This window comes from Bariatricus sp. HCP28S3_F11, from assembly GCF_052065395.1.
Lineage (GTDB): Bacteria > Bacillota > Clostridia > Lachnospirales > Lachnospiraceae > Allocoprococcus.
This window is the reverse complement of sequence record NZ_JBQHUC010000011.1, coordinates 45953-68786: the sequence shown is the minus strand read 5'-3', so window position 1 is coordinate 68786 and position 22834 is coordinate 45953. Positions and strand designations below refer to the sequence as shown.

Genomic DNA, 22834 nt, shown 5'->3' with positions numbered 1-22834 from the left:
GCTCCTCATTAATTAAGATATTTCTATTATACATCTCATGTCAGATATAACAAATGCTTCTGAAACTTTTCTCGGCAAAAAAGGACTGCCGTTTCACAGCAGTCCTTTTTTGATTATCACATCATTTCGAAATCATGTCTATTTTGTTTTCTGCACGAAATGGTTTGTAGTATTTCCAGGAGCATCAGCACCTTTCTTAACCAACAGGATCTGAATAGCTTCCAACCTGTAAGAGTATCCGGATGTTCCGGCTGACTGGCCGTTCTTAGCCCATCCCATCCATCCAAACTGCTGTGCATGCACACGGTAGTATACATCATATTTTTCGGCCATTTCACCTGTAAGCTTGATTCTGATTGCTTCCAGTCTCTTAGACTCGCCAGATGTTCCACTCGCTTCACCATCTGCAACATAATCCATCCAGCCATAAGTCTGTACATGAGTCTGATATTCAATGCTTCCTTCATACTTCGGATCTACAAGATTAATCTTAATTGCTTCCAATCTCTTAGATTCGCCGGATGTTCCGCTCACTTCGCCATTGTATTTGGTTGTCTGCCATCCGTAAGTCTGTACATGAGTGCTGTATCCAACCTCTTTTGTAACATACGGTCTGTCTGTATCACCAGGAGCATCTCCTCCTTTAGCTACAAGAACAATTTCAATTCCTTCCAGTCTCTTAGAAAGTCCTGCTGTTCCGGCTTCTTCACCATTCTTAGCCCAGTCAAGCCATCCATAAGTCTGTGCATGAACACGATAGTAAACATCATATTTTTCTGCAATCTCACCAGTCAGGTTGATCTTAATTGCTTCCAGTCTCTTAGATTCGCCGGATGTTCCGCTCATCTTTCCGTCAGCAACCGGATCCTGCCATCCATAGCTCTGAACATGAGTAGAATACTCGATACCGCCGCTGTATTTTGTATCAAACAGCTCAATCTTAATTCCTTCCAATCTCTTGGATTCGCCGGATGTTCCACTCATTTCACCGTTTTCTTTCCACTCTTTTTCCCATCCGTAGCTCTGAATATGGGTCATATACCGTACTCCGGATTTTCTGACTGTCACTTCACAAGTTGCTGTCTTTCCGCCAATGGCAGCTTTGATCGTTGCAGTACCTGAACCTCTTGCAGTTACTTTTCCACTGTCGCTTACAGTAGCAACTTTCTCATCTGTACTTGACCATAAAATTGCATCTTCATCGCCTTCTACCATTGCCGGTACACAGGTAATTGATAATTCAGCATATTCTCCAACTTCAAGTTCCAGCTTATCTTGACTGATTGTAACACTTTCTGCTTCAACTGTAGGAATTTTTTCCGTGTCAACGTGTCCGCATACGGAACATGTTCTTTCTCTGCTGCCTTCCTTAGCATAGGTTGCCTCAGCAGTTACGGTCCAGTCACCATAAGTATGTTTACCTGTTGCAGGAATCACAATCTCTTTCGAATCAGTAATAGAACCAATTGTTTTTCCAGCACTGTCTTTTGCTGTTGCAGTTGCCGTATAAACTGTTTTACCATCATCTCCGCAGGTAGGATCTGTCGTTTCTTTCTTCAATTCTACAGGAACATCTTTCTGAACGTCACCACAGATACCACAAGTTAATGTCGTCGTCTCTGCCACTGTATAATCAGTAACTTTACCATTGTCATCTTTTACTTCTGTCCATTCAATTTTGCCTTCGTATGCATGCTGTCCAGGATCCAGTGCAACTTTATTGGTTGCAGTCCACTTATATCCTTCAGCTTCGCCAGAAGCTTTGTAAATTGCGGTAGCACCAGTCGTACATTCCCCTTCATATCCATCAAGCTCTGCAGTTCCGGTTGCTTTGTCCTTCAGTGTTACGCTGATTGTATTATCATCTAACAAGCAATCTACGAGAGATTTTTTATCCGGACAAACAGATGAGCATTCCAGTTTAGTGAATGAAACGGATGCAGAATCATTACTCCAAGTTGCATCTGCTGGTTCATAAGTATGTCCGTGATTTGCTACTGCATCATCCCAGATTGCTTTTTCTTTTTCGTACTCTTTTTGTCTCTTCTCAAAATCTTCATCGGATTCCTGAGCATTCTTTTTCGGTTCATCCGGTTCTTCGATTGCAAATCCACATACAGTGCAGACATAACATTCACCGGTATTCCTGTTGCCGTTATCATCCTTTGTATAATAGGTCTCATCGAAGTGTACATAATGATGATCCAATGCGGTTCCTTCATTTACTACACGGGAATCTGCTTTTGGCGCACCACATGAAGTACAACGTTCTTCGGTATATCCTTCACGTCCACAGGTCGGTTCAACAGTTACTGTCTCATACTTGGAATGTGAACAAGCGCTCTTCATATTAATTGTATCGACAAATACAGCACTCCACATGAACTCATCATTATCGTTTGTTTCTTCATCGTATCCCAGAGAGCCCATAGACATTCCACTGTCGTTAGAGCTTGAATAGCTACTATAATCTTCGTTGTAGTTGCTTTCTTCGTATGCATATCCATAATGCTCTGTATCATTTACAGCATCTTTACCTGAAATAAATCCAAGGTTCGTTGCGATAGATACATACATTTTTCCATCATCTTTGATCGTAAGTGCTGCAATCGGACGATTATAGAATGTGAAATCTGCTCCATCTTCACTGCTAACCACGTTAAATGCTCTTCCGCCTAATGCGATTGTATCATCACGTGTAGCTGAAATTTTGTTATATTCTTTCACTTTTTCAACAGTACCATCGCTGATCTTGTAGCTCAAGATGCAGTTGCTGAGGTTGAAATAAAGCTTGCCGTCATATAAAGCGGCTGTCATCTTAATTGACGGATAGATACCACATTCCTCTTTGTACTGTGCAAATAATTCTGTGATAAGCTCATTGTCTTCCATTTCCTTTGTTGAAGGATTATAAACCTGAGCCGTTGTAACTTCATCATCATCATTCTTCGGATTGAAATAAATCAATGTAGTAAAATCAGAATCCGCTCCGCCATCTACAACATCATTATTTGTAAGAGTATGCGCTACCAGTTTATAATCCGGATCCTGCATTTCCATCATGGTATCCCAATCCATGTCATTCTGGTTACCACTGTTAAATTCTGTCATCATGGAGATCAGGTCTGTAGAATCATACATGTAATATGCGGTTCCGTCATTCATATATGTATTACTTGCAATACGTGAATACCAGGACTCCTCATAAGACTTATCCGTTGCGACATCACTATACAAACTTGTGATTTCTTTCATATTTCCATCATACATTTCCGCCGCTGTTGTATGACTGAACATGAAATACATATGATTCATTGTACCATCGATTTCTACACGGTCACGATCCATACATTCTACATAAATGTCTGTATAGCATGGATCAACGTAATACCATTTTCCATCAACTTTAACGGCATTCCAGAAGTGAACCTCACCAAAGTTGCTGTCCTCGCCAAACATCTGTACATCTGCATCAAACGTAATACGAACCATATCTACGACGTAATCCTGATCAACATCAAGATTTCCCTCTGCATCGTAATAGAGGTCTTTTGCTTTCTTCCAGTTTTCAGCCTTGCTCATGTCTGTTCCGGAGCCATTCACACCGTACTGTTCCGGGCTCATGTACTGTAACAGATACGCAAATGCTTTCGCATAACCTGCACATACACCGGTTCCTTCTGCAAGAACACCGATATGATTGCCTTCCCATGCACCGATGATACCTTCTGTAAGACCGGTTGCAGCCTGCTTAGCGTAAACAGGGATTGCCTCGTTCGGCGACATACCACCAAGATCGTCAAGTGACTGCCCCATTTGCTGATCTACAATATCATTAATACGTATTACCTGGCCATCAACTTCAGCGCCATTCTCTGAATTAGCTTCTTCTATAAACTGGTCTGCTCCTGCGGTAATTTGTGCTTCAGCATCTTCACCGAAGTTAGTCTTAATAAATCCTGCTGCATCTTCAGAGATAGCCTTCGCATTCTCTTTCATATATGATTCTGCTGCAGCATTTGCTGTTTCTTTTTCCTCATCTGTAGCTTCAGATTCGTTCTTTCCTAAAGCCTGAGTATAAACAGCATTTTTAATAGCCCCTTCATAATACTGTTGGCGGAGCTGCGCTTCTACCCCTGCTTTAATCTGGCTGCGGAACTGCTGTCTAATCTGGTCCTCATACAGATCGTACATTTCATTATAGATTTCATCATAATGCTCATGCTTCTGTGGGTTCTCTGCAACCATGATCGGATTTCCATCTTCATCCTGCATGATATATGACATATCAAAGGTAGTCTCATGAGCCAGCCAGTCATTCAGCACTAACATTTTCTGAACAAGTGTCTTCGCCCCAGAATTATCCACTTTCTTTAATGCCTCATCACGTTTTGAGGCAATATCACTGCCATAAAATTTAATACCAAATTTATCTGCGTACAGGAAATTCTGGATCATACCCATAAGATCGTCAAAACTATACTCTCCGTTTCTAACTTTCTCAACAGGCACATCCGCCAGAACTAGCATTTCTCCCAGAACACCCAGCCTATCTTTGTCATCGTTAAATGAAAGGAAGAACGGCAGCTGTACACCAAGCAGATTCGCATTCTCTTCCCACTGTGTCTGGTACTGATTCCATACATATAATACCTGCTGGATCTGTTCTTCTGTCAAAGGAACTGCTTCGCCATCCTCATTCAGTACGGTCATACCCTTCAGTTCTTCTTCAACAGTTGTCATGATCGGATCGTCTTCATCTACTTCAACTGCATCCTCTTCATCAACAGACATACTGTACGGTGTTACACCTGACACATCGATGTCCTCTGATTTCACCTGATACGTAGTGAAACTTTCCTTAACGGTCGTCACTTTTGGCTGTGATTCCGTCTGTGCTGTATCCGGATTCGTCGTTTCCGGCTGCGTTGATTCTTGTTCTTCCGCTTCCGGCTCAGTCGTATCGCCAGCAGCGTCTGCGGGTTCTTCTGTCTCCGGACTCTCTGTCACAACAGCAGTTTCATTTTCTGTACCGTCAGCTGGGGTCGCATATACAGGAAACGAAATCATACCGAAGGTCATTGATACGGAGAGAAGAAGACTCGCGAGTTTCTTCATCCTTTTTTTCATAATTTTCCTTCCTTTATTAATTATTTGTTGAAAAGTTACTACAATCCGTGCTAATGCACTGACTGCACGAACAACTTTTCCCCCGAATATTACGGTCAAAAAGCTGTTCACATTTCACTTTACTGCAAACCTCGCTGACTTGATATTTCATATTGTTACCCCCTCTGGATGCAGTAAACGGCGCAGAAATGCTACTTTAAGATTAGCATGAATTCTACTTGTTTTCAAGCAGAAATATACCCAATTTATTCCACGAAATGTTGTCACATTTTTCAACAAAACTGTACACGAATTTGCCCACTGACATACTATGCATATTTTTCTTTCTTTTCCTTTTTCTGGCTTTCTTCTCCGAATCCGCTTGCCAGAATCTCACTCTTAAGTCCAAGACGATTGGTTTTGAAGTGGAAGAACGGACGCTCCGGCAATTCCGTGATCCGAACCGGCTGCATATGCTTCTCAAGGCATGCCCGGATCTCATCTTCCACATCTTCAACCGAATATCCTTCCTCCAGCATAACGTACAGATACGGAAGATAATATCCACTATGCTTGTTGTCCGGTGCCACCACAAAGAACTCATCATGGATTCCTGCGATATTTGCATCCGCAACCAGATTTTCCATCTGAAGAGTTGCCAGATCACCGCCGCCATAGCGTGGTGCGGCCCCGCGGGTGAATGCATGCACGCTGCCATCTTCTTCCATGTATCCGATGTCTCCGGTGTGAAGCCAGATTCTGCCATCCGCATGCTTCTGAAGTACATCCGCTGTGGCTTCCTCCGTATCGTAGCCGAGCATAACACCCGGGCCGCATTCACAAATTTCTCCAAGCTGATTATATCCCAGTTCTTCCTGTGTTCCCGGTTTGAAGATGCTGATCATGCTCAGCGGAAGCGGAATACCGACATTACCATTTGCCATTTCCTTATCTGACATAGGAAGAGTCATATTGGAACCGCCTTCACTGCATCCGTATGCAACGGTAAATCGAACATTACAGTTATGGGCATTCAGGAATTTCTGCGCATTCCGGATCTGCTTGTTATTATAGGATTCGCATCCCACTCCCGAAGCAAGCAGATGTGACATATCGTAATCCTCCGGGACACGGCCGTTATACATGAGAATCTCCATGAACATCGGAATGGTCGGCCATGCATTTGGGCGATAACGCATCACTTCCAGATCCACATCGATCGGATCACAGAACGGATCCAGAATCAACAATTTATTGGATGCCATTGGCATTAATATCATGGACACAACCACCGCTACGAGAGCAGGCGGCAGCGCGGTCACCAGCCAGGTCGGGCGGAACGCATCGGAACCCGCATAGAAATTCATCTGATGAATGGTTCCGATCATGGTATAGGAAGAATGGATCACCTGTTTTGACGGGCCGGTGGAACCACTTGTGTATGCACGAAGCAGGGGACGATTCACATCCACCGGTGCTTCTACCGTTCCGGTATATTCATTTCCAAGTTCCATAAATTCATCCCAGCTCATAGAGGCCGGTCCATGTGCTTCCTGCCCGGCATAATTGTTGTCCAGACATTTCTGAATATAATCCGGCATATCGCTCCGGCTGCAGGAATTGCAGGGATTCACAAGAACCACTTTCTTCGTCTCACTTCCAGCCAGATATGCTTCCAGCTCATTCTGTTGGAGAAAATCATGTGCTACGATCGCCTTCGCACCGGATTTGGCAACGGCTTCCACATTTTCTTCCAACGTATTATCTCTGCAAAGCAGGGAGGCGCCAATCTTCTCTGCCCCCAGAAGCAGATACACGAATTCCGGAACCGAACGCAGGAATACCGGAATCTGATCATTCTCTCCAAATCCCAATGCACGCAGAGAGCGAGCTACCGCTTCTGCATTCTCAAATACTTCCCGCCAGAGAATATCCGCTCCGTAATAATGCATCGCCGCGACCTCATCTCCCGGGCAATTCATTTTCAAATATTCATTGACTGTACACTTCGGTACCTCTAATCCACTGATTAACGCTTTCGGATAATATCTCATCCACGGACGATCTACACTTGGTTTCCCAGTCATTTTCTCATTCACATTCATCATAACTAACTCCTTCTCGTATTTTCTGTATTTGCTGCAAAAACTGTTACCAGTGTAGCACAGTGCAAACAGGAACACACGGGAGTCATTTTGACAAAAAATGGAAGCGTGTGATTCATTTCGAATTACACGCTTCCATTTATTCACATCGTGCCATATTATTTCTGATTATTCCATGTTCATGACCATTTCCATTCCGTGCATCATGTGCTTTACATAATCAACAATGGCTTCTTTTTCGTAAATCACAACATTATCTTCATATTCCCAGCACGTTTCAAATGACTGTTCCAGTATTTTCTGCATGTCAAACCGGTTCACTAACATCATATTATTCGGACTTCCCACATTTTTCAGCCGTATACAGGAAATCGTATCCGACAGAAATATACATTGATCATCTGCGAATTCAAAATCAGAAATGAATTTACCATAAACCAGACGGATTTCCAGATTTTCATAATTTTCACACAAAGCCAGCATGTGCTTCATATATTTCATTCTCTGTTCCGCACTCAGATAAACTTTATGATTATAGAAATCCACACTGTGTGCTGTAACCAGATTCGAAAACGCCGTTTCATAAATCATCATCCGGATATGTGATTCTTCCATCACCTTTTTCGCAAGCCGATGCGTGTTTCGAACCACCTCAACGCTCGTCGTCAATTTTCCGGTAAGACTTAATTCTTCCAGAATTTCTTCAAAAAGCTCATCCGGAAGGAAATGCTCCGTCAAATGCCCAATGACCCATCTCAGATTCGGTGACAGGAGATTATGTACATAATCGTGCTGAAGCAAGAGATCACTCATCTGAACTCTTCGGAAAAGGAGACGCTCTTTACTGCAGAATGCCTTCATATTTTTATAAATTGTATTACAATTATCCACTTCTTCACTCAAAGCAACTGAGATGCATCTGTCAGTGTTAATAAGAAGTCCGCTAATTACGAAATCATCCTTCACCGCAAAGATAAGCCGACCTGCCGCTTGTTCGTCGCCGTAGAGTTGGAAATCAACAAACGTGTTATCCGTGAGAAGATGGATCAGGAATAACGTGTCATAAAGATAATCCCATTTTTCCGGCTGTATATTCAGAATCATGGAATAATGCACGTCAGGATATCCTCTGTGATCCGGGATATGCTCATTCTCGATCATCGTAAACTGAATCCGGTATTCATGATCCACCGCCATCAGATCCATGACCGCCACAACATCCAGCGAATTAACCCTTCGCAGAACCGGGTGATGCATTTTCCCGATGTATTGCGACAGATTCAGTTCCGGGAAAAATAATGTCTTGGGTGCCACATCATTGCCGGTATTCCTCTTCATTTCATTTACGTAATTATATTCTGCCACCATATTATCCAGAATCGCGCTCTTCAGATCCCCGATATTATCCACCTGATAATTCTCCATGAGACTTCTTCTTCCTGCTTCGCTGGCATTATTAACAATACACTGACTAATTCCATTCAATATTTTCCTGGATGACTTCTCCGCCGGGATCATGCGCCCGCTCACCCATTTACTGATATAAGATACATCGTACTGCAGTTCCTGAGCCAGTGTATTATTCTTCAGTTCTGCTTCCGTCATCAGGTTGTTTAACAATTTGCTGAATCGATTTTTTTCTTCCATGCTTTCCTGTCCCTCATTTTCACATGATATATATTCAGAGCCCGGCTGATTTGTTACCTGCATCCGAAGTTATATAATATGAACTTTCACCAAATTCATTAAAAATACATACCTTACTTCTCATTACTATACCATTATTTGAGGGAAATGTAAATTATTGATATCATTTCATCAAAGTTTCATCTTTTTAACCATAATTCCGGAAAGGATCAAGATTCCCACAATTCCTATTCCCAGAAAGATCATGATGCCAATCCCGCCTGTTTCCGGCAGCGAAAAGCCCTTCTGATTCTCCACCGCAACCGTGGAAATACCGGAATCCGTATTAAGTTTTGTCACGAATGATCCATCTGTCGCTGTTATTTCTTTATCATTCACTTTGAGTGTAAATGTGCCTGTTGCAACTTGATTCATTTCGGATGCTGTAATTTCAATTTTGACTGGATTTGCAAGCAGAGTATAGCCTGCAGGTGACTGTGTTTCTTTCAGATAATAGATTCCTTCATCAAGACGGGAGAATTGCAGTTTTCCGTCTTCGTCCGAAGTTGCTGTCCCGATTTTGTTTTCTGCGGACAGATTCTCGTTCGAGTAAAGCTCAAACACGGCTCCTTCCAGGGCAGCAGATGGTTTTGCAAATTTCTCCACCTCGATGCCAAAGCTGTAGACTTTGATTTCAGCCGATTCGGCCTGGGCATCTGTTCCCGGTTTGTTGTGATACTCAAGGACAGCCTGGTTTGAATTTCCTGTGATTCCCATCACTGCCTTGTCATTCACTTTGGCAAAATAAGTCACTTCCACAGCTTTCCCAAGGTTCTGCTTAATATAATCCGGCTGGAACTGTATGCTTAGATCTTCCGCTGTGCCGGTCTTGTTTTCTGCCGTGAATGCATAGGTATCTAATGATGCGCTGATCGGGATCCCGTCTATCTTGATCGTAACAGGGTGTGTGGTATCATTCAGAATTTCCAGTCCGTCGCTCATCGTATCTTTGATTATGAATTTCGGGTTGGTGTAATCTTCTGTATATTCCGGAATCGAAGTTTCGATGACATATTGTACGTAGTCTCCTTCTTTCACACTTCCGTCTTCAGAGTCCGCCAGCTTCTTATCAATGGATATTTCTGCGCTTTTCGGAGCAACTGCCACATCATAGACCCATTTTGTTCCTGCCGCATTGCTCTGGTAATTATCGGTTGAGGGAATTGACACCAGGAATGGCTTTCCTGCCACATAACCGTCCGGCGCTTTCGTCTCTACTATCAGATAATAACCAAGTGCCAGATTCTCAAAGGTATAGGTTCCGTCTGTTTCTGCAGTAATCCCGGAGGCAGTCGGCGTTTGCTCTGCGGCAGCCTGCTCCAGTCGTATCGCAAGTGCATCCAGTTCTGCAGCCGAATAACTGCCGAACAATTCATCAGGCTGAACCGTTTTAAGTACGTCCTGATACGCTGCTACTTTCTCAAATGATGCAAATTCTCCCACTGTACTTCCCGGAACCAAGCTCATGATTTTATAAATGGAGTATCTGGCACCGCCAATCGGAACCGCCTGCCCTGTCTCCTTACTCATTCTCTTGATGACCAGGCTCCCCGTCGTCTGCGTTCCGTCGATGATGGAATTGGCTGTCTCGGCAGCCTTTACCTGCATCGGTATCATCGCCGCCATTTCGGACGCATTCATTCCGGTCAGAGCAAGTGCCATTACCGCAGCCGCCCACTGCATGCTTTTTTTCTTGTTTTTCCTTCCTGCCGCTTTGTTTCTTGTCATTTGTTTCATCATTGTTTCTTCTCCTTTTCTTTTATTTTCAAACAACATCCTCACTGATTTGCACGATGAGAACATTGCTTTTTATAGAGTAATGTGCCAATCGTAAGACCCAGCATACCAAGTGACGTGAACAGGAATACACCTGTTCCGCCTGTCATCGGGAGCATAAAATTTCTGCTGTTATAAACGGTAATATAGGCTTCATCATCTCGATCCGGATACAGCTTCGTATAAATCTGCCCCGCTTCATCCGTTCCCAAAAGGCTGTCATCAACCGTCACTTCCATATTTGCCCCTACACGCATAACATCGATTTTGATTGGGTTTTCCCACAGCCGATATCCTTCCGGTGACCGGATTTCCTTCAAATAATAGGTTCCTGCCTTTAAATCAGAAATAATTGCCATGCCATCCGCTCCGCTCACAAAAGGCTCCTCCCTTACCGCATTGGTAAGCGCCGCATCCCGATAGAGCATAAAGGATGCACCTTCCAGTGGCTGTCCATCTGTAGTTTTTTTAGTCAGATACAGATCGAGTTCTTTACACAAATACAGATTTACAAATGTAAACTGCAAGCCCTCTTCCGTCAAAATCCCTTCCTGAACTTTCTGGCCATCTTTCGCCACATATTCAATGGAAAGCTGCGATTCTTCTACTTTATATTCTCCATAATCAAGTCCGGTAAATCTCACCGTCTCGTTAGCCTTGATGGTAAACTTTCCTTCTGCATCGGTCTGCCCGGTCAATTCCGTATCGCCCGAGCTGATTACAAAATCCGCATTTTTCACAGGTTCATAGACAGATTCCTGCTCATTTTCACTGAGTTTCTTCCTATATAAAAGGAAACCGAATTCATCCTGTGCGAATGCCGCTGTTCCTTTCACATTTTCAACTACTTTCGTCACACTTAAGGTCCCCGCATTCGATTCCTTCCTATTTATAAAGGGAAGCACTTCCACACCATCAAAAACCATTTTATCTGTATATCCTCTGGAATCTGCAGGCAGCACCTGAACATAGTCCGGATTCGCAATTTCCGAAACATTGTAAATTGTTCCCGGCTCTCCGCCGATAAAAACAGCCGTCTGTCCGTGACACATCAGGAAGCTTCCATCCTTTTCGGTCTGATGAACCAGGTCATCAACAAGTTTTCCATCCACGGTCCGATACAGATAATATGCCGCGTCCGCCCAGACAGTCCGGTCGGCTTTCGTAAGCAGAAACCGGAATTCTTCGGTCGACTCACCGCCTTCTACTTCTTTACTGACTGCAAAAGAAACATTTTTGTTATTAAAATTTACAATCGTTCCGGGCGCAGTGACCGTTCCTTCTAAAGAGGTCTCTTTGGTGCTGTACCATCCGTCTTCCGGCTTCTCGGTAACCAGATAATCTATATCCGTCGGTATCTCCCGAAATACAGCCGTGCATCCGCCTTTTATCTTAAATATGCCCTCCGAATCCGTTACTCCTTTATCCAACAGTTCATCCGTTCTTGAATCATGTATTTCATATTGTTCCAAAGAGAATTTCCGGCCATCCAGCTGTAATTGAAAGGAAAACCAGGGCGTTTCCGGCATTTCATACCCCTCCGGAAAGGAAATACTCTTTTGAATCATCAGATTTGCCGTATCCCGATCACTTTTGGGAATATAAAGATTCACAAAATTCACATATGCTCCGGAAGGCGGCACCGTTCCGACCGCAGCGCTTTCTCCCTGCGGCTGGATCTGAACGTAATCTTCGGCCGGCTGCTCTGTCACTTCATACCTGACTCCCGAACCCACATATTCAAACAATGCCGTCTGGCCCGCCTTCAGTGCAAACGTTCCGGAACGGTCCGTCTGAAATCGTTTTCGGTTCCCCAGGATATCCCGATCAAAGATTTCCTCATCCTCTTTATCAAACACTCTATATTCCAACCTTTTCGCCAGTTCTCCATCCAGCTTCAATACAAAGGAAAATTCCTGATCTTCCGGCGGATCATATCCTTCCATGGCGGTTTTCACCTGTTTTTTAATGTACAGATCCGGTGCCTCATTCCTGCTGTTTTCAAATATCACTCCCGGTATATCTTCTTCGGCCTGTACAAACACAGCCATCATCCCCAGGCAGGAACCGATCAAGATACAGAACATCATTATTTTTACAGTAAGAATTCTTATTCTTTCCATAGTATCCCTACCTTTCCTTTCGGAAAATTCCACGGAGAACCTTCAACAGAATCCTTCGGCCTGTCAATATAGATCGTGGTAAGTCCGGTACAATCATAAAATGCACTTTCCCCAATGGTCTGAATACTGGAAGGCAGATTCAGCTGGCCTTTCAACCCATAGCAGCTGTGAAAAGCCCTTCCCCCTATCGTCTCCAGATGATTTCCTATTTTCAGATCCTCCAGGACTTCACAGGAAGCGAACGCGTAATCTCCGATACTGGTAATCTGATCGGTCAGCCATACCTTTTTCAATCCTTTACAAGCAAAGAAAGTCCGCGTTTCAATACGTGTGATATCCTCCGGAATAACAACCTCTGTAATTCCATGGCAATTGTTAAACACCCGTTCTCCCATAACTGTACCGCTCCCCGGCATAACAAGCGTTCCGGTAAATCCCATGCAGGCTCCGAAGGCATCGCTTCCTATCTCTTTTACTGTTTCCGGTATTTTCAGTTCTCCCGTAAGAGATCTGCAGCCCGAAAATGCGGATTCGCCTATGGTCACGACACTTTCCGGAATCTCCAGTTCTCCGGTCATATAATTGCATTCCATAAAAGCCCGGTTTCCAACCGACTTAAGTGCCTTCGGCAAAACCAGATCGCTTTCCAGCCCTCTGCAAAGGTAGAATGCGTCATCTCCTATAGTCTTAATCGTATCCGGGAACGTAATTCCGGTAATACTCTTATTTCTGTAAAATGCTTTCTCTCCGATTCCTGCCACAACATACACTTTTCCATCCTTTAAGATCATTTTCGGTATCACAACATCCCCGCTGTTCAGCTTCACCTTCTGACGGGTGGATGCGTCAACCACGCCTTGATTCACCATAGCCTGTGTAAGGATGATTTCCTCGATCTGCCCTTCCGGGATCTCACGGCGGATCAGCATTCGGTTCCTCCCGAGCTTGACCGTATTTTTCTCGGAAGTCCCGCTCAGTTTTCTAAGTACATAGGACGCTTCCCCCTGTTCGGACACGGTCCACAAGGTATCGCCCGGGACTTCCAGCCGGGCATACTGGCCCGCCTTCATCTGTATCTCTCCTTCTGCACCGGTTATTCCTTCACCCTCCACTTTTCCGCTTTTCCTGTCATATATCCGATATGGAATGCCGGCTGCTGCCCGCTCTGCGGCTATGTCTTCCGGTTTTGTCACCGGATTCTTCCGAATCGAGATTACCTGTTTCAGATTCATAACAAAAATCTCATCGGAAGCTCCATCCATTTTCTTCTCTATATCCATAGCGGCATCACAGTTTCCGTTCACGAAAGCGATCGCCCGTTCCGGCTCCAGATCCCAGCTGTACTCCACAAGATTCTCCTCTGTTCCGTATCCCACCAGAAATCCCCAGCTCTCATCCGATTCTTCTGTCAATTCAACAATTCTCAGATCTCCTTCTGATGCATTTCCATATTGGTTCAGGTAGACCCGATCTTCACAAAATTGAATATAAGGAAATTCATTCGCTGTTTTAGTCAGTATAATCTTTCCTTCCTTTCCTGTCTTTAGGATTTCGCTACAGGTTATGCCTGCCGCGTCAAAGGACAGATACGCGGTCCCTTCCGCCGGGCTCCATCCGGCTCCGTCATACTGTTCCACACGCCATACCAGCCTTGCTCCCTCAGGTACCTCTTCACTTCCGATCTGCATACGCTTCTGCGCCATACTGCCGGTCATTTCCATGGTTTCTACTTTATTGATAATCGAAGCAAACGCCATCTCATTCAGTTTTCCCTTAACAGGCTGATTTCCCCTGGGTGTATCCTGACTGATGATCATCCATTTATTGTCCTTCCAGTAACGGATCTGGTGCCGAGATTCTTCCACCTCTTCCAGCGAATATGACACAATATCCTTCATCTGTTTACTGGTCAGGTAAACCAGATCCCACGGTTCTATCGTCAAAGCACCATCCGAAGAATCACTTGCCTTCGACCAGAATATACTCCCGCTGGTGCCATCCGGATGAATGGACTTCACATACTGGCTGGAGGTCGGCCACTGATATGTATTTCCGCCTTTATCCGTCACGCGAAGCACCATCTTCACCGCGTGCTTTTTTACAGATGATGCCTTTGCCTTCACTTCTTCCACATATGTTTTGGAATCATCATCCTTGCCGACATATGTTTTCCCGATCAGAAGCCCTCCGCTTTTTCCGTTCATGATGATAATTTCTGTATCATCTCCCAGCTCACCCTCCCATGGTTTTTGGGAAGGAGGATAGATCTGCGGATAATCCACATCTTTCGTCTCTATAACGGTGATTTCATCACCCCGGAGGCCCGCTTCCTCAAAAATGGCCGTCTGACCGTCCTTCAGTCGGAACTGTCCATTTGCATCCGTCCTGTGATCTCCATCCACCGTCTCGCCCTGCTCCGTAAGAGTATATGGATACTCACTCAGGAGTTCTCCTCTTACCGTCACCGTCATCGTGAATAACCGTTCTTCCAATTCTGCAGCCTGCTGCGAATCCGTCGCATCATAGATCACTTGTTTGGACACCGAGAAGGATCGTTTCTGATAATCATTGGTAATCACCATCTCTTTCTTACTGCTGTAAAGCGGCATAGTAATCTCGTCCGTCCCCGGATTGACTTTCTCGTAAAGCTCCCCGCTTACTGTTTCTTCCACCAGATAGGTCTGTTCCGCCTCCAATCCTTCTATTTTCACCGTTTTTCCGCCGCATACGCAGGTGAAGCTTCCATCCGGGTTCAAGATACCCTCTGCTTTGGTCTCCTCTCCTTCTTCCAGTAATACCCAGTGCTTTCCGGCAACAGGATTTCCTTCTGAATCGGTGATACGAAATGTAAATGCCTGCGTGCATGCATTTACATCCTGATGGGTGATCTGCTTTGTCAGATACAGATTTTTCCACCGATAAATATTGGTAATACTCGCCGAAGCTCCCTGAACCGGCAGAATCCCTTCAACAGTATCCGTTTTGCAGATCCAATCCGCGTCTTTCTCCACACATTCTTTTACTGTATACTTGGTCCCGCAATCTCCGGGAAAGAGCGCAAGAATCTCCCCTGCTTTGATCTGAAATCTTCCATCGCTGTCCGTTTTCCCGATTCCGTTCTGCCCGGACGCTGTAACCTTTTGCGGAATCCCGCCATCCGTCCGCACGCTGTCCACATACCAGAATTCCCGATGGGCATACGGCTCCCCATCTGCCAGGAGCTGGAATGTGAAAATATCTTCCGCTGCCGCATCTCCCTCCGGAACTGCCAGCAATTTCTTCTGCACGTACACTACCGGGCGATAGGTATTTCTCACCTGGACTACCCGTTTTTCTATTCCATCTTCTGAGGTGGTCGCATCCGTCTGTTCAGCTTCCCAAAATGGATTTTCCTCCTCTTCCACCCGAATCTGTGCCACATCTTTCACCCGGAGAAATACCGCCTTTTCTCCTGCCCGAAGTACAAGCTTTCCGTTTGCGTCCGTAGCATAGATCCCATTCACCTGTTCCCAGGTGCCATCGTCTTTGGTACGCCAGAGCTGATATTCCTGATTGGCATATTTGGGTGCATCATCCTCGATTCTTGTTAAATAAAATTCAAACTCCTCTGCTTTGACGGCATCCGGTACCTCCTTCACGAACTGCTTTTCAATTTCCAGAATTCCGCTGCCTCCCAGAGACACTTTCACGGAATTTCCGCTAACGGTATATACACTCTCTGCTCCATTCATCCCCGTCACAGAGTAGAAAACCGGATTATTATATGCATAAATAGCCCCGTTTTCTGTATTTTCAGGTGCTTTCATCTTGATCTGAAATGTCGCCGATTCCATCGAATCGAGTATGAACGCGTCGCCATTTCTTTTATCGCTGATATCCACCGCAACCGCACGTACCTCATCCGCTGTCTTTCCAAGTGACTGCCACTCTTCCTCTGAGTACCATCCATTCGCCGTCGTCAGAACTTCCCCGGGAGACTGTTTCTCTTCGGGCAGCACCGCTTCCCGATCTTCATTGTAATAAACGACCGGTGCAATATCCTGATTTTGTAATCCCTCCAAAACGACTTCCCGAAAGCTCCCGTACCACCAGGAATCTTCAAAATCGATCTCTTCCGGCACTCCTCGTCTGTCGGATGCAGCATGTTCCAGTCTGTCGAAAATCACAATATTTCTCATCGGCTGTGCAGAGGTATTGGTAACCGTTATGTCATAGGTATAGCCGCCCGAAGGTGATACTCTCGCGCTTTTCAGGTACACCCCGAAACGGTCCTCATCCGCGCGGACCAGCTTCTGGATAGCCGACTGGGATGCCAGAGCGATGTCTTCCGTTGCAAGTGTTCTTGCGTAAAGCACATTGCGGATATTGGTGATCCCGTCCTGATTGATGTCGCTTCCCAGACTTTTATAATCCTCCTCAAATCCTTCCGGCACGATGATTCCGTCATCGCAGGCCACTTCGCTTTGCGTTCCCAGAAGCGGCTTTGTATCCTCCTGCCCCGGCATAAAAGCGCAGATATTTGCTTCCGACTGACTGACCTGCTCATCTTTCCAGTCATAATACGCCTGAAAGCTGACGCCCCAGCCTTCCATCCAGTAAGTATACTGATTAGAATTTCTTGTCATCACAGAGGAATCCGTTCCTTGATATGTCAAATGAAAGATTCCATCGTTCTCCCGGTTCCCTTATAATTTTCAATCACATCTCTCTCGGAATCCATTTCCACTTCCACCTGTGTGGTATCCCAGCTTTGTGGTGTATTGTACACACCGGAATAACTCAGATTCTTGAGACGCCCAGCGATCACTTCTCCGGAAGGATCAAATCTCATCCCATATGGAAGAAGATCATAAAATACCAGATGCTTTCTTCCGGGACTCTTCACGCCATTTTGTTTCAAATATACTGCATCCTCATTGGATTCTACCAGGTAGCCATCATGTGCGGTCAGGCAATATTCCACCTGCGCCCTGCCGTTTACCACATCGTTTGTCGTCTTTGCCGTCTTATAAGCTGCCGCATGCATCTGCATTTTGGAAAGCTTAATTGCCGCATCGTCCTGCATCGTCAACTGTCCGCCATCGTGCAGCACCTCGGCGCCGGAACTGTTTTTCAGAATAATCTGGTCCGGATCTGCTGCAAGAAGTTCCTCCATCACCGGGGAATCATAGCGTAGCCGAAGTTGCACATATATTTCGCATGTCGTCTGATAATTGATGCTTTGATGTACCGCCTTGACTTTCCATGGTTTTCTCGCAAGCTGCGCCTCTGTAAAAGAATAAGTCATCTCTCCTTCTTCATTCCAACCGACATCTGCGATATGCTCCCATTCCCCGTTTCCCCGCGGATCCGTGTCTGCAAAGACCGCATAAACAGCCAGCTTCTGGTCCACATCCTCATTCTGTTCCGGCTGTTCAAAATCATTTTCCCACACATCATATCCCCGGTCTTTCTGTATGATCTTAACTTCCGAGAAGTAATAATCTTCTCCCGTCATTGCTCTGGCATTTTTTTCGGAAGACAGATAAGCGCAGACGGTATCGTCAAAGGTGCTGACCGTATAGCTGCTTCCCTCCCGATATGTTCCCATCTCGCTTCCGGAAAGCTCATGTGTGTAACCATACCCGCGGCATATACTTTTTGTCGAAAATGGAAATGCTCCTTTATCTTCCTGATTCGCCTTTGCATACCGGAATACTTCCAGCCAGCTCTCCCATGTCTGATCCTGCTCTTTATTCACATTCAGAATATCGCCCGGATAGATCCACTCATATTCTTTGTAAGTCCATGAGGCCGATCCTGTCTTTTTCTGTTCTGGATCTTTTCCGTCTATCGGCATCAGTATCATCGCCGCCTCGTTGTTCAGCACCGTCCCATCCGTGACTGCCTCTGCCGGATATGCCGTCACTACATAGAGACTTCCGGACCAGGAATCCTGCCTGCCCGACGCCCGTATTTCTACCGTGCCGGCCGAATAATCAATCGGACTTACCACGGTAAATCCCCGCTTTACTTTAATACCGACAATACTCCCTGCCGTCTGGTCCGCAGTCTTCGGTGTTTCTTCCATTTTGAGTGTAAATGGCTGTGTACCATTTCCATTTGCTTTTACTTCCCAGACTACATATTTGTAATTTTCAAAATGTTCCTCGTATTCTTCCGGAAGCTTTCCCGAAAGAAATGCTTCTGCCTGCTTTTTTGTATAAAGTCCGGGCGTATAGCTCTGACCGCTTACATACGTTGTTTTCGTCACACTGCCAAGTGATGCATAGGTGTCCACACGCCCCGTAAGCGGCTTCAGTTCAGCCGTCTCTGTGTCATTTTCTGTAGTCACCTGAATCCTGGGTGTCAGCGACCATTCTGTCATGTCAACAATGTTCATGACAGCCAGGTTCTTATACAATACTTGAAATGCCGCATTTGACCCGGAACGCATCTCCTTATAATTGAAAAATACCAGTTCATCCTCTTCTTCATAGTAATTAAACGGCGTATTCTTCCCATCTGTCGGATTCTCCGGTGTTCCCGCCGGCACGGCAATATCTGCCGGAAGAATTTCCGTGCCGTCCCGATAGGTGAGCAACACTTTTGGAATCCGGATCTCTACGCTTCCTTCCCCCAGATCCTGATTTGTATGGAACTCCATCTGATATTTCAACGTAAAATCCTGCGTCTTCTTCGTATCATAGAGGGACGTTTCATTCACATAATACACATCCAGTGTCCAATTTGCCGTATTATCTTCTGCGGACAGTATTCTTGGAACAGCCTGCGCAAGAATAAACACCGCAAAAAGAGCTACCGTCACTTTTTTCCAGATTGATTTTGTTTCCCGCATTTTTTTACCTTTCTCCTCCTTCTCTTTCTTGCTCTGACTGCATCTTCCTTTTTTCCGCAAAAACGTATTATTAGAATCAAAAGCCATACAATCAGTACAATGGACAGGCAAAGCCACCCGTATTCCCGGATCCACCTCTCCATCTCGATTGTCCCGGTGCTTTCTCCTGTGATTTTCTCAAAAGGAACTCTCTTCCCATGAACATACATCCGATGCGTATTCATTCCATACGGTGTGCAAGTGACCAGTGTTGCCAGATCCTCCCCTTTACGGATTGCCAGAGGCCCTGTTTCATCCGGTCTTACCGTTTCTATTTCCGTAATCTGATAAGCCAGGATCTTTTGAAACACATGAATGTAAAAGAGATCGCCTGTTTCCAGTTGATCCAGGTCCGTAAACATCTTTTTGCTGGGTAGTCCCCGGTGTGCGGATATCACCGTATGTGTGTCCGTTCCGCCTACCGGAAGAGAACTCCCCTCCAGGTGACCTGCTCCTTTCTGGAGTGCATTTTCAGAAGTGCCATGATAAATGGGCAGTGTGACCTGTATTTGAGGTATCTCGATCCACCCCATAATCCCTTCTTTTCCCGCGTTTAAAAGTTCCTCATATTCTCGATGGTTCTGAGATGTATTTCCAAAAGGATCTTCCAGCCTCTCTTCCGTTCCCGAGCCAAGGAAACAGTTGTACCTCTCAGCTCTCTCCAATTGTTCCTGCCACATGTTCCGGTCCATTTTTTCAATGGTCTCTTCATACTCTGTCACAGCCTTTCCCTGAACACGGCCGTTATATATACGCGCCAGATAAGGGTAATCCATAATAGCAATACAGCTAAGATAGAAGAAAACAAATACCATCAAAGATACTTTTCTTTTCAACTTTTTTGTTTCCTTTCTACTAAAATAATTAAAATACACAGCATACCCACGGATAACGCCACATAGATCACCTCTTCAGATGAATCCCCTGTTTCGATCGGAAGGACATGTGTCTGAATCTGCATTTCCGGCAGCGGCGTTTTATCCTGTTCCAGGCGTTCCGCTTTGGGCGAAACCTTCAGGTCATATTCCCATTTCTCACTCGTTCCATACGGCAGGAACACCAGAAACGGCGCGACATTTCCATAATCGGCAGGGTCTTTCTGCCTGACAAGATAAGCCCCCTGTTCCAGATCGACGATGGCAAGCACCCCATTTTCTCCGGATTCCATCTCTGCAACCAGTGTGTCCTCATTCAGCACACCGGTCAGCTTCGCGGCTGCCTCTTCCTGTTCCTCCGCCAGACGGATCCGCTTCAGATTGATCCCCGTTTTCCGGTACCTGTCCAGCAATCGAAAATGAAGGGATGTCTCTGCCTCAACCGTTCCGACTTGATAAATGTCGAAGACAGTATGTTCCGGCCTTGTTCCCAGATCCTTCAATTCGATTGTCAGGCTGCACCGGGCATCTGAATGATAGCTATCCTGTTCTCCGGCGCGTACCGTAACCGTCTGCAACAGCAGAGTCAGTAGGAAGAAGAAAGCCAGACCTTTCGACAAAATCTGTCTTTTTCTTTTACGAATCATTCGCACTCTCCTTTGTTTTGATATGCACTTTAAAGCAATATCCTGTTAAAATATTAAAGTGGTATTCATTCGATACAGAATGAACGATATGATATTTGAGACAGAAAAGATTCTGTCCTTAGATGGCGCACAAAAAAGTGCGCCATGAAAGATTTTGTATAATTTTGTATAAATATAATTTTAAATAAATGGAATCAATTGATAAAACAATAATACTGAATCTGTTCAGAAATCGTGCAGCCAGTTACACGAAACGAATCTGAGAATGTTTTCTGAGATTGCATTTACAATATCACATAACTTTTGAAAATTCAAGCATTATTTTTCAAAATTTTCTTCCAGCCATTTTCGCAAATCTTCAAATACATCCATATAATCCGTTTCATTCAGGATTTCATGACGATCGTTCTCATATAATTTTAATTCTACATTCTGAGCCCCGGCCTTTAGACAGGACTCGTACACCTTCCGGACACCTTTTCCGAAATTCCCCACCGGGTCATCGCTTCCCGCGACAAAGAAAAGCGGCAGATCTTTCGGGATTTTCTGAATGTTCTTTTTGCGCTGAACAAACTGAATCGTCCGGAACAACTGATAGAATCCGTTCAGTGTAAATGTGAACGTACACCACGGATTTTTCCGATAAGCATCAACGATTTTTTCATCCTTTGTCAGCCAGTCCTGCGGCGTCCGGGCAGGTTCAAACTTTTTGTTATTTCCAGAAAATGCAAGCTGGTCAACAAGCTTACTCCGGTACTCCCATCCTTTGCATGCTGCCATCGCTCTGCAAAGAAGTTTCGCCAGAACCAGAACCGGTTCCGGCTGTGCCCCGGTTCCCATTACGATCACTCCGGAAAGACCTTCCCCATGCAGCATCATATACTGTCGGATCAAAAATGATCCCATGCTGTGTCCCAACATAAAATAGGGAGTATTCGGATATTGCTTTCCCATGTATAAACGCAATTTATGAATATCTTTTATTACGCATTCATTTCCATCCGGCTGTTTAAAGAAACCATGCTTCTCATCAGAAATTACCGATTCTCCGTGTCCCAGATGGTCATTTCCGACTACGCAGATTCCGTATTCATTCAGATACTCTGCGAATCGCTCATAGCGGCCGATGTATTCCACCATCCCGTGACTGATCTGAAGAACCGCTCTGACTTCTCCTTCCGGTATCCACAGAATCGCATGGATTCTCGTCTCGCCATCCGCCGAAGTATAGTATAAATTCCTTTTCATCCGTTTTTTCTCCCCTTCCACCGCTTATTTTTTGTTTGCAGTTGCAACCACAGGTACTCCCGTTCCGGCTGCATTTTCGAGAATCACCTGGCCAATCTGAACCGGTCTTGCGATTACAAGCTGTTTCAATTCCCGGACACAGTCCATGATCTTCTCCTTCGGAATATCCTCCTTCGTCTTTACCGGAACTACACCGCCTCCGCTTAAACGCACTGTCGTCGTCACAATTCTGGTCGGATTCGTCACTTCTTTCCTTGCATAAATATCCCCACGTTTACAGGTATTTCCGGAAACACTGATCACGCTGCCGTCTTCCATCTCTACCTGAAGCTCACAGCCCATGGGACATCCGATACAAGTCAATACCTTCTTCTCCATATTTCCGCTC

Annotated in this window: 11 protein-coding genes; all 11 read right to left on the bottom strand. The window is 45.1% G+C overall.

The window, feature by feature from the left end:
* Positions 1–138 precede the first annotated feature (138 nt).
* The 11 genes from ACTNBR_RS07385 to ACTNBR_RS07335 all read right to left on the bottom strand — a co-directional run bounded on the left by ACTNBR_RS07385 (position 139) and on the right by ACTNBR_RS07335 (position 22824).
* Complete coding sequence (locus tag ACTNBR_RS07385; RefSeq protein WP_441017951.1) at positions 139–5130, bottom strand: Ig-like domain-containing protein; 4992 nt, start codon at positions 5128–5130, stop codon at positions 139–141.
* A gap of 308 nt (positions 5131–5438) precedes the next feature.
* Positions 5439–7217 carry an AMP-binding protein gene (locus ACTNBR_RS07380; protein ID WP_441017953.1) on the bottom strand — a complete coding sequence of 593 codons (1779 nt, stop codon included), beginning with the start codon at positions 7215–7217 and terminating at the stop codon, positions 5439–5441.
* A gap of 165 nt (positions 7218–7382) precedes the next feature.
* Positions 7383–8861 (bottom strand): hypothetical protein, encoded by a 1479-nt coding sequence (locus ACTNBR_RS07375; protein ID WP_441017955.1) that lies wholly within the window; start codon positions 8859–8861, stop codon positions 7383–7385.
* Between the two features lie 171 nt (positions 8862–9032).
* Positions 9033–10640 carry a SpaH/EbpB family LPXTG-anchored major pilin gene (locus ACTNBR_RS07370; RefSeq protein WP_441017957.1) on the bottom strand — a complete coding sequence of 536 codons (1608 nt, stop codon included), beginning with the start codon at positions 10638–10640 and terminating at the stop codon, positions 9033–9035.
* Between the two features lie 38 nt (positions 10641–10678).
* Positions 10679–12799, bottom strand: coding sequence for a DUF7601 domain-containing protein (locus ACTNBR_RS07365; protein ID WP_441017959.1), 2121 nt, complete (start codon positions 12797–12799; stop codon positions 10679–10681).
* Entirely contained in the window at positions 12787–17424 is a 4638-nt protein-coding gene (locus tag ACTNBR_RS07360; RefSeq protein ID WP_441042691.1) for a leucine-rich repeat domain-containing protein, read from the bottom strand. Before ACTNBR_RS07360 ends, ACTNBR_RS07365 begins: the two co-directional genes overlap by 13 nt.
* A gap of 26 nt (positions 17425–17450) precedes the next feature.
* Positions 17451–19637, bottom strand: coding sequence for a hypothetical protein (locus tag ACTNBR_RS07355; RefSeq protein ID WP_441017963.1), 2187 nt, complete (start codon positions 19635–19637; stop codon positions 17451–17453).
* On the bottom strand, positions 19604–20512 hold the full coding sequence (locus tag ACTNBR_RS07350; protein WP_427806004.1) for a class C sortase: 909 nt from the start codon (positions 20510–20512) through the stop codon (positions 19604–19606). The genes ACTNBR_RS07355 and ACTNBR_RS07350 overlap by 34 nt, the downstream gene beginning before the upstream one ends.
* Complete coding sequence (locus ACTNBR_RS07345) at positions 20509–21198, bottom strand: hypothetical protein (protein ID WP_441017965.1); 690 nt, start codon at positions 21196–21198, stop codon at positions 20509–20511. Before ACTNBR_RS07345 ends, ACTNBR_RS07350 begins: the two co-directional genes overlap by 4 nt.
* Positions 21199–21516: 318 nt before the next feature.
* Complete coding sequence (locus ACTNBR_RS07340; protein WP_441017967.1) at positions 21517–22446, bottom strand: alpha/beta fold hydrolase; 930 nt, start codon at positions 22444–22446, stop codon at positions 21517–21519.
* 24 nt (positions 22447–22470) lie between these two features.
* Positions 22471–22824 (bottom strand): DUF1667 domain-containing protein, encoded by a 354-nt coding sequence (locus ACTNBR_RS07335; protein WP_427806007.1) that lies wholly within the window; start codon positions 22822–22824, stop codon positions 22471–22473.
* Positions 22825–22834 lie beyond the last annotated feature (10 nt).

Bases quoted from the DNA above. Each gene is read 5' to 3' on its own strand.
- ACTNBR_RS07385 (WP_441017951.1), bottom strand. From the start codon at position 5,130: ATGAAAAAAAGGATGAAGAAACTCGCGAGTCTTCTTCTCTCCGTATCA.
- ACTNBR_RS07380 (WP_441017953.1), bottom strand. From the start codon at position 7,217: ATGATGAATGTGAATGAGAAAATGACTGGGAAACCAAGTGTAGATCGT.
- ACTNBR_RS07375 (WP_441017955.1), bottom strand. From the start codon at position 8,861: ATGGAAGAAAAAAATCGATTCAGCAAATTGTTAAACAACCTGATGACG.
- ACTNBR_RS07370 (WP_441017957.1), bottom strand. From the start codon at position 10,640: ATGATGAAACAAATGACAAGAAACAAAGCGGCAGGAAGGAAAAACAAG.
- ACTNBR_RS07365 (WP_441017959.1), bottom strand. From the start codon at position 12,799: ATGGAAAGAATAAGAATTCTTACTGTAAAAATAATGATGTTCTGTATC.
- ACTNBR_RS07360 (WP_441042691.1), bottom strand. From the start codon at position 17,424: ATGACAAGAAATTCTAATCAGTATACTTACTGGATGGAAGGCTGGGGC.
- ACTNBR_RS07355 (WP_441017963.1), bottom strand. From the start codon at position 19,637: ATGCGGGAAACAAAATCAATCTGGAAAAAAGTGACGGTAGCTCTTTTT.
- ACTNBR_RS07345 (WP_441017965.1), bottom strand. From the start codon at position 21,198: ATGATTCGTAAAAGAAAAAGACAGATTTTGTCGAAAGGTCTGGCTTTC.
- ACTNBR_RS07340 (WP_441017967.1), bottom strand. From the start codon at position 22,446: ATGAAAAGGAATTTATACTATACTTCGGCGGATGGCGAGACGAGAATC.
- ACTNBR_RS07335 (WP_427806007.1), bottom strand. From the start codon at position 22,824: ATGGAGAAGAAGGTATTGACTTGTATCGGATGTCCCATGGGCTGTGAG.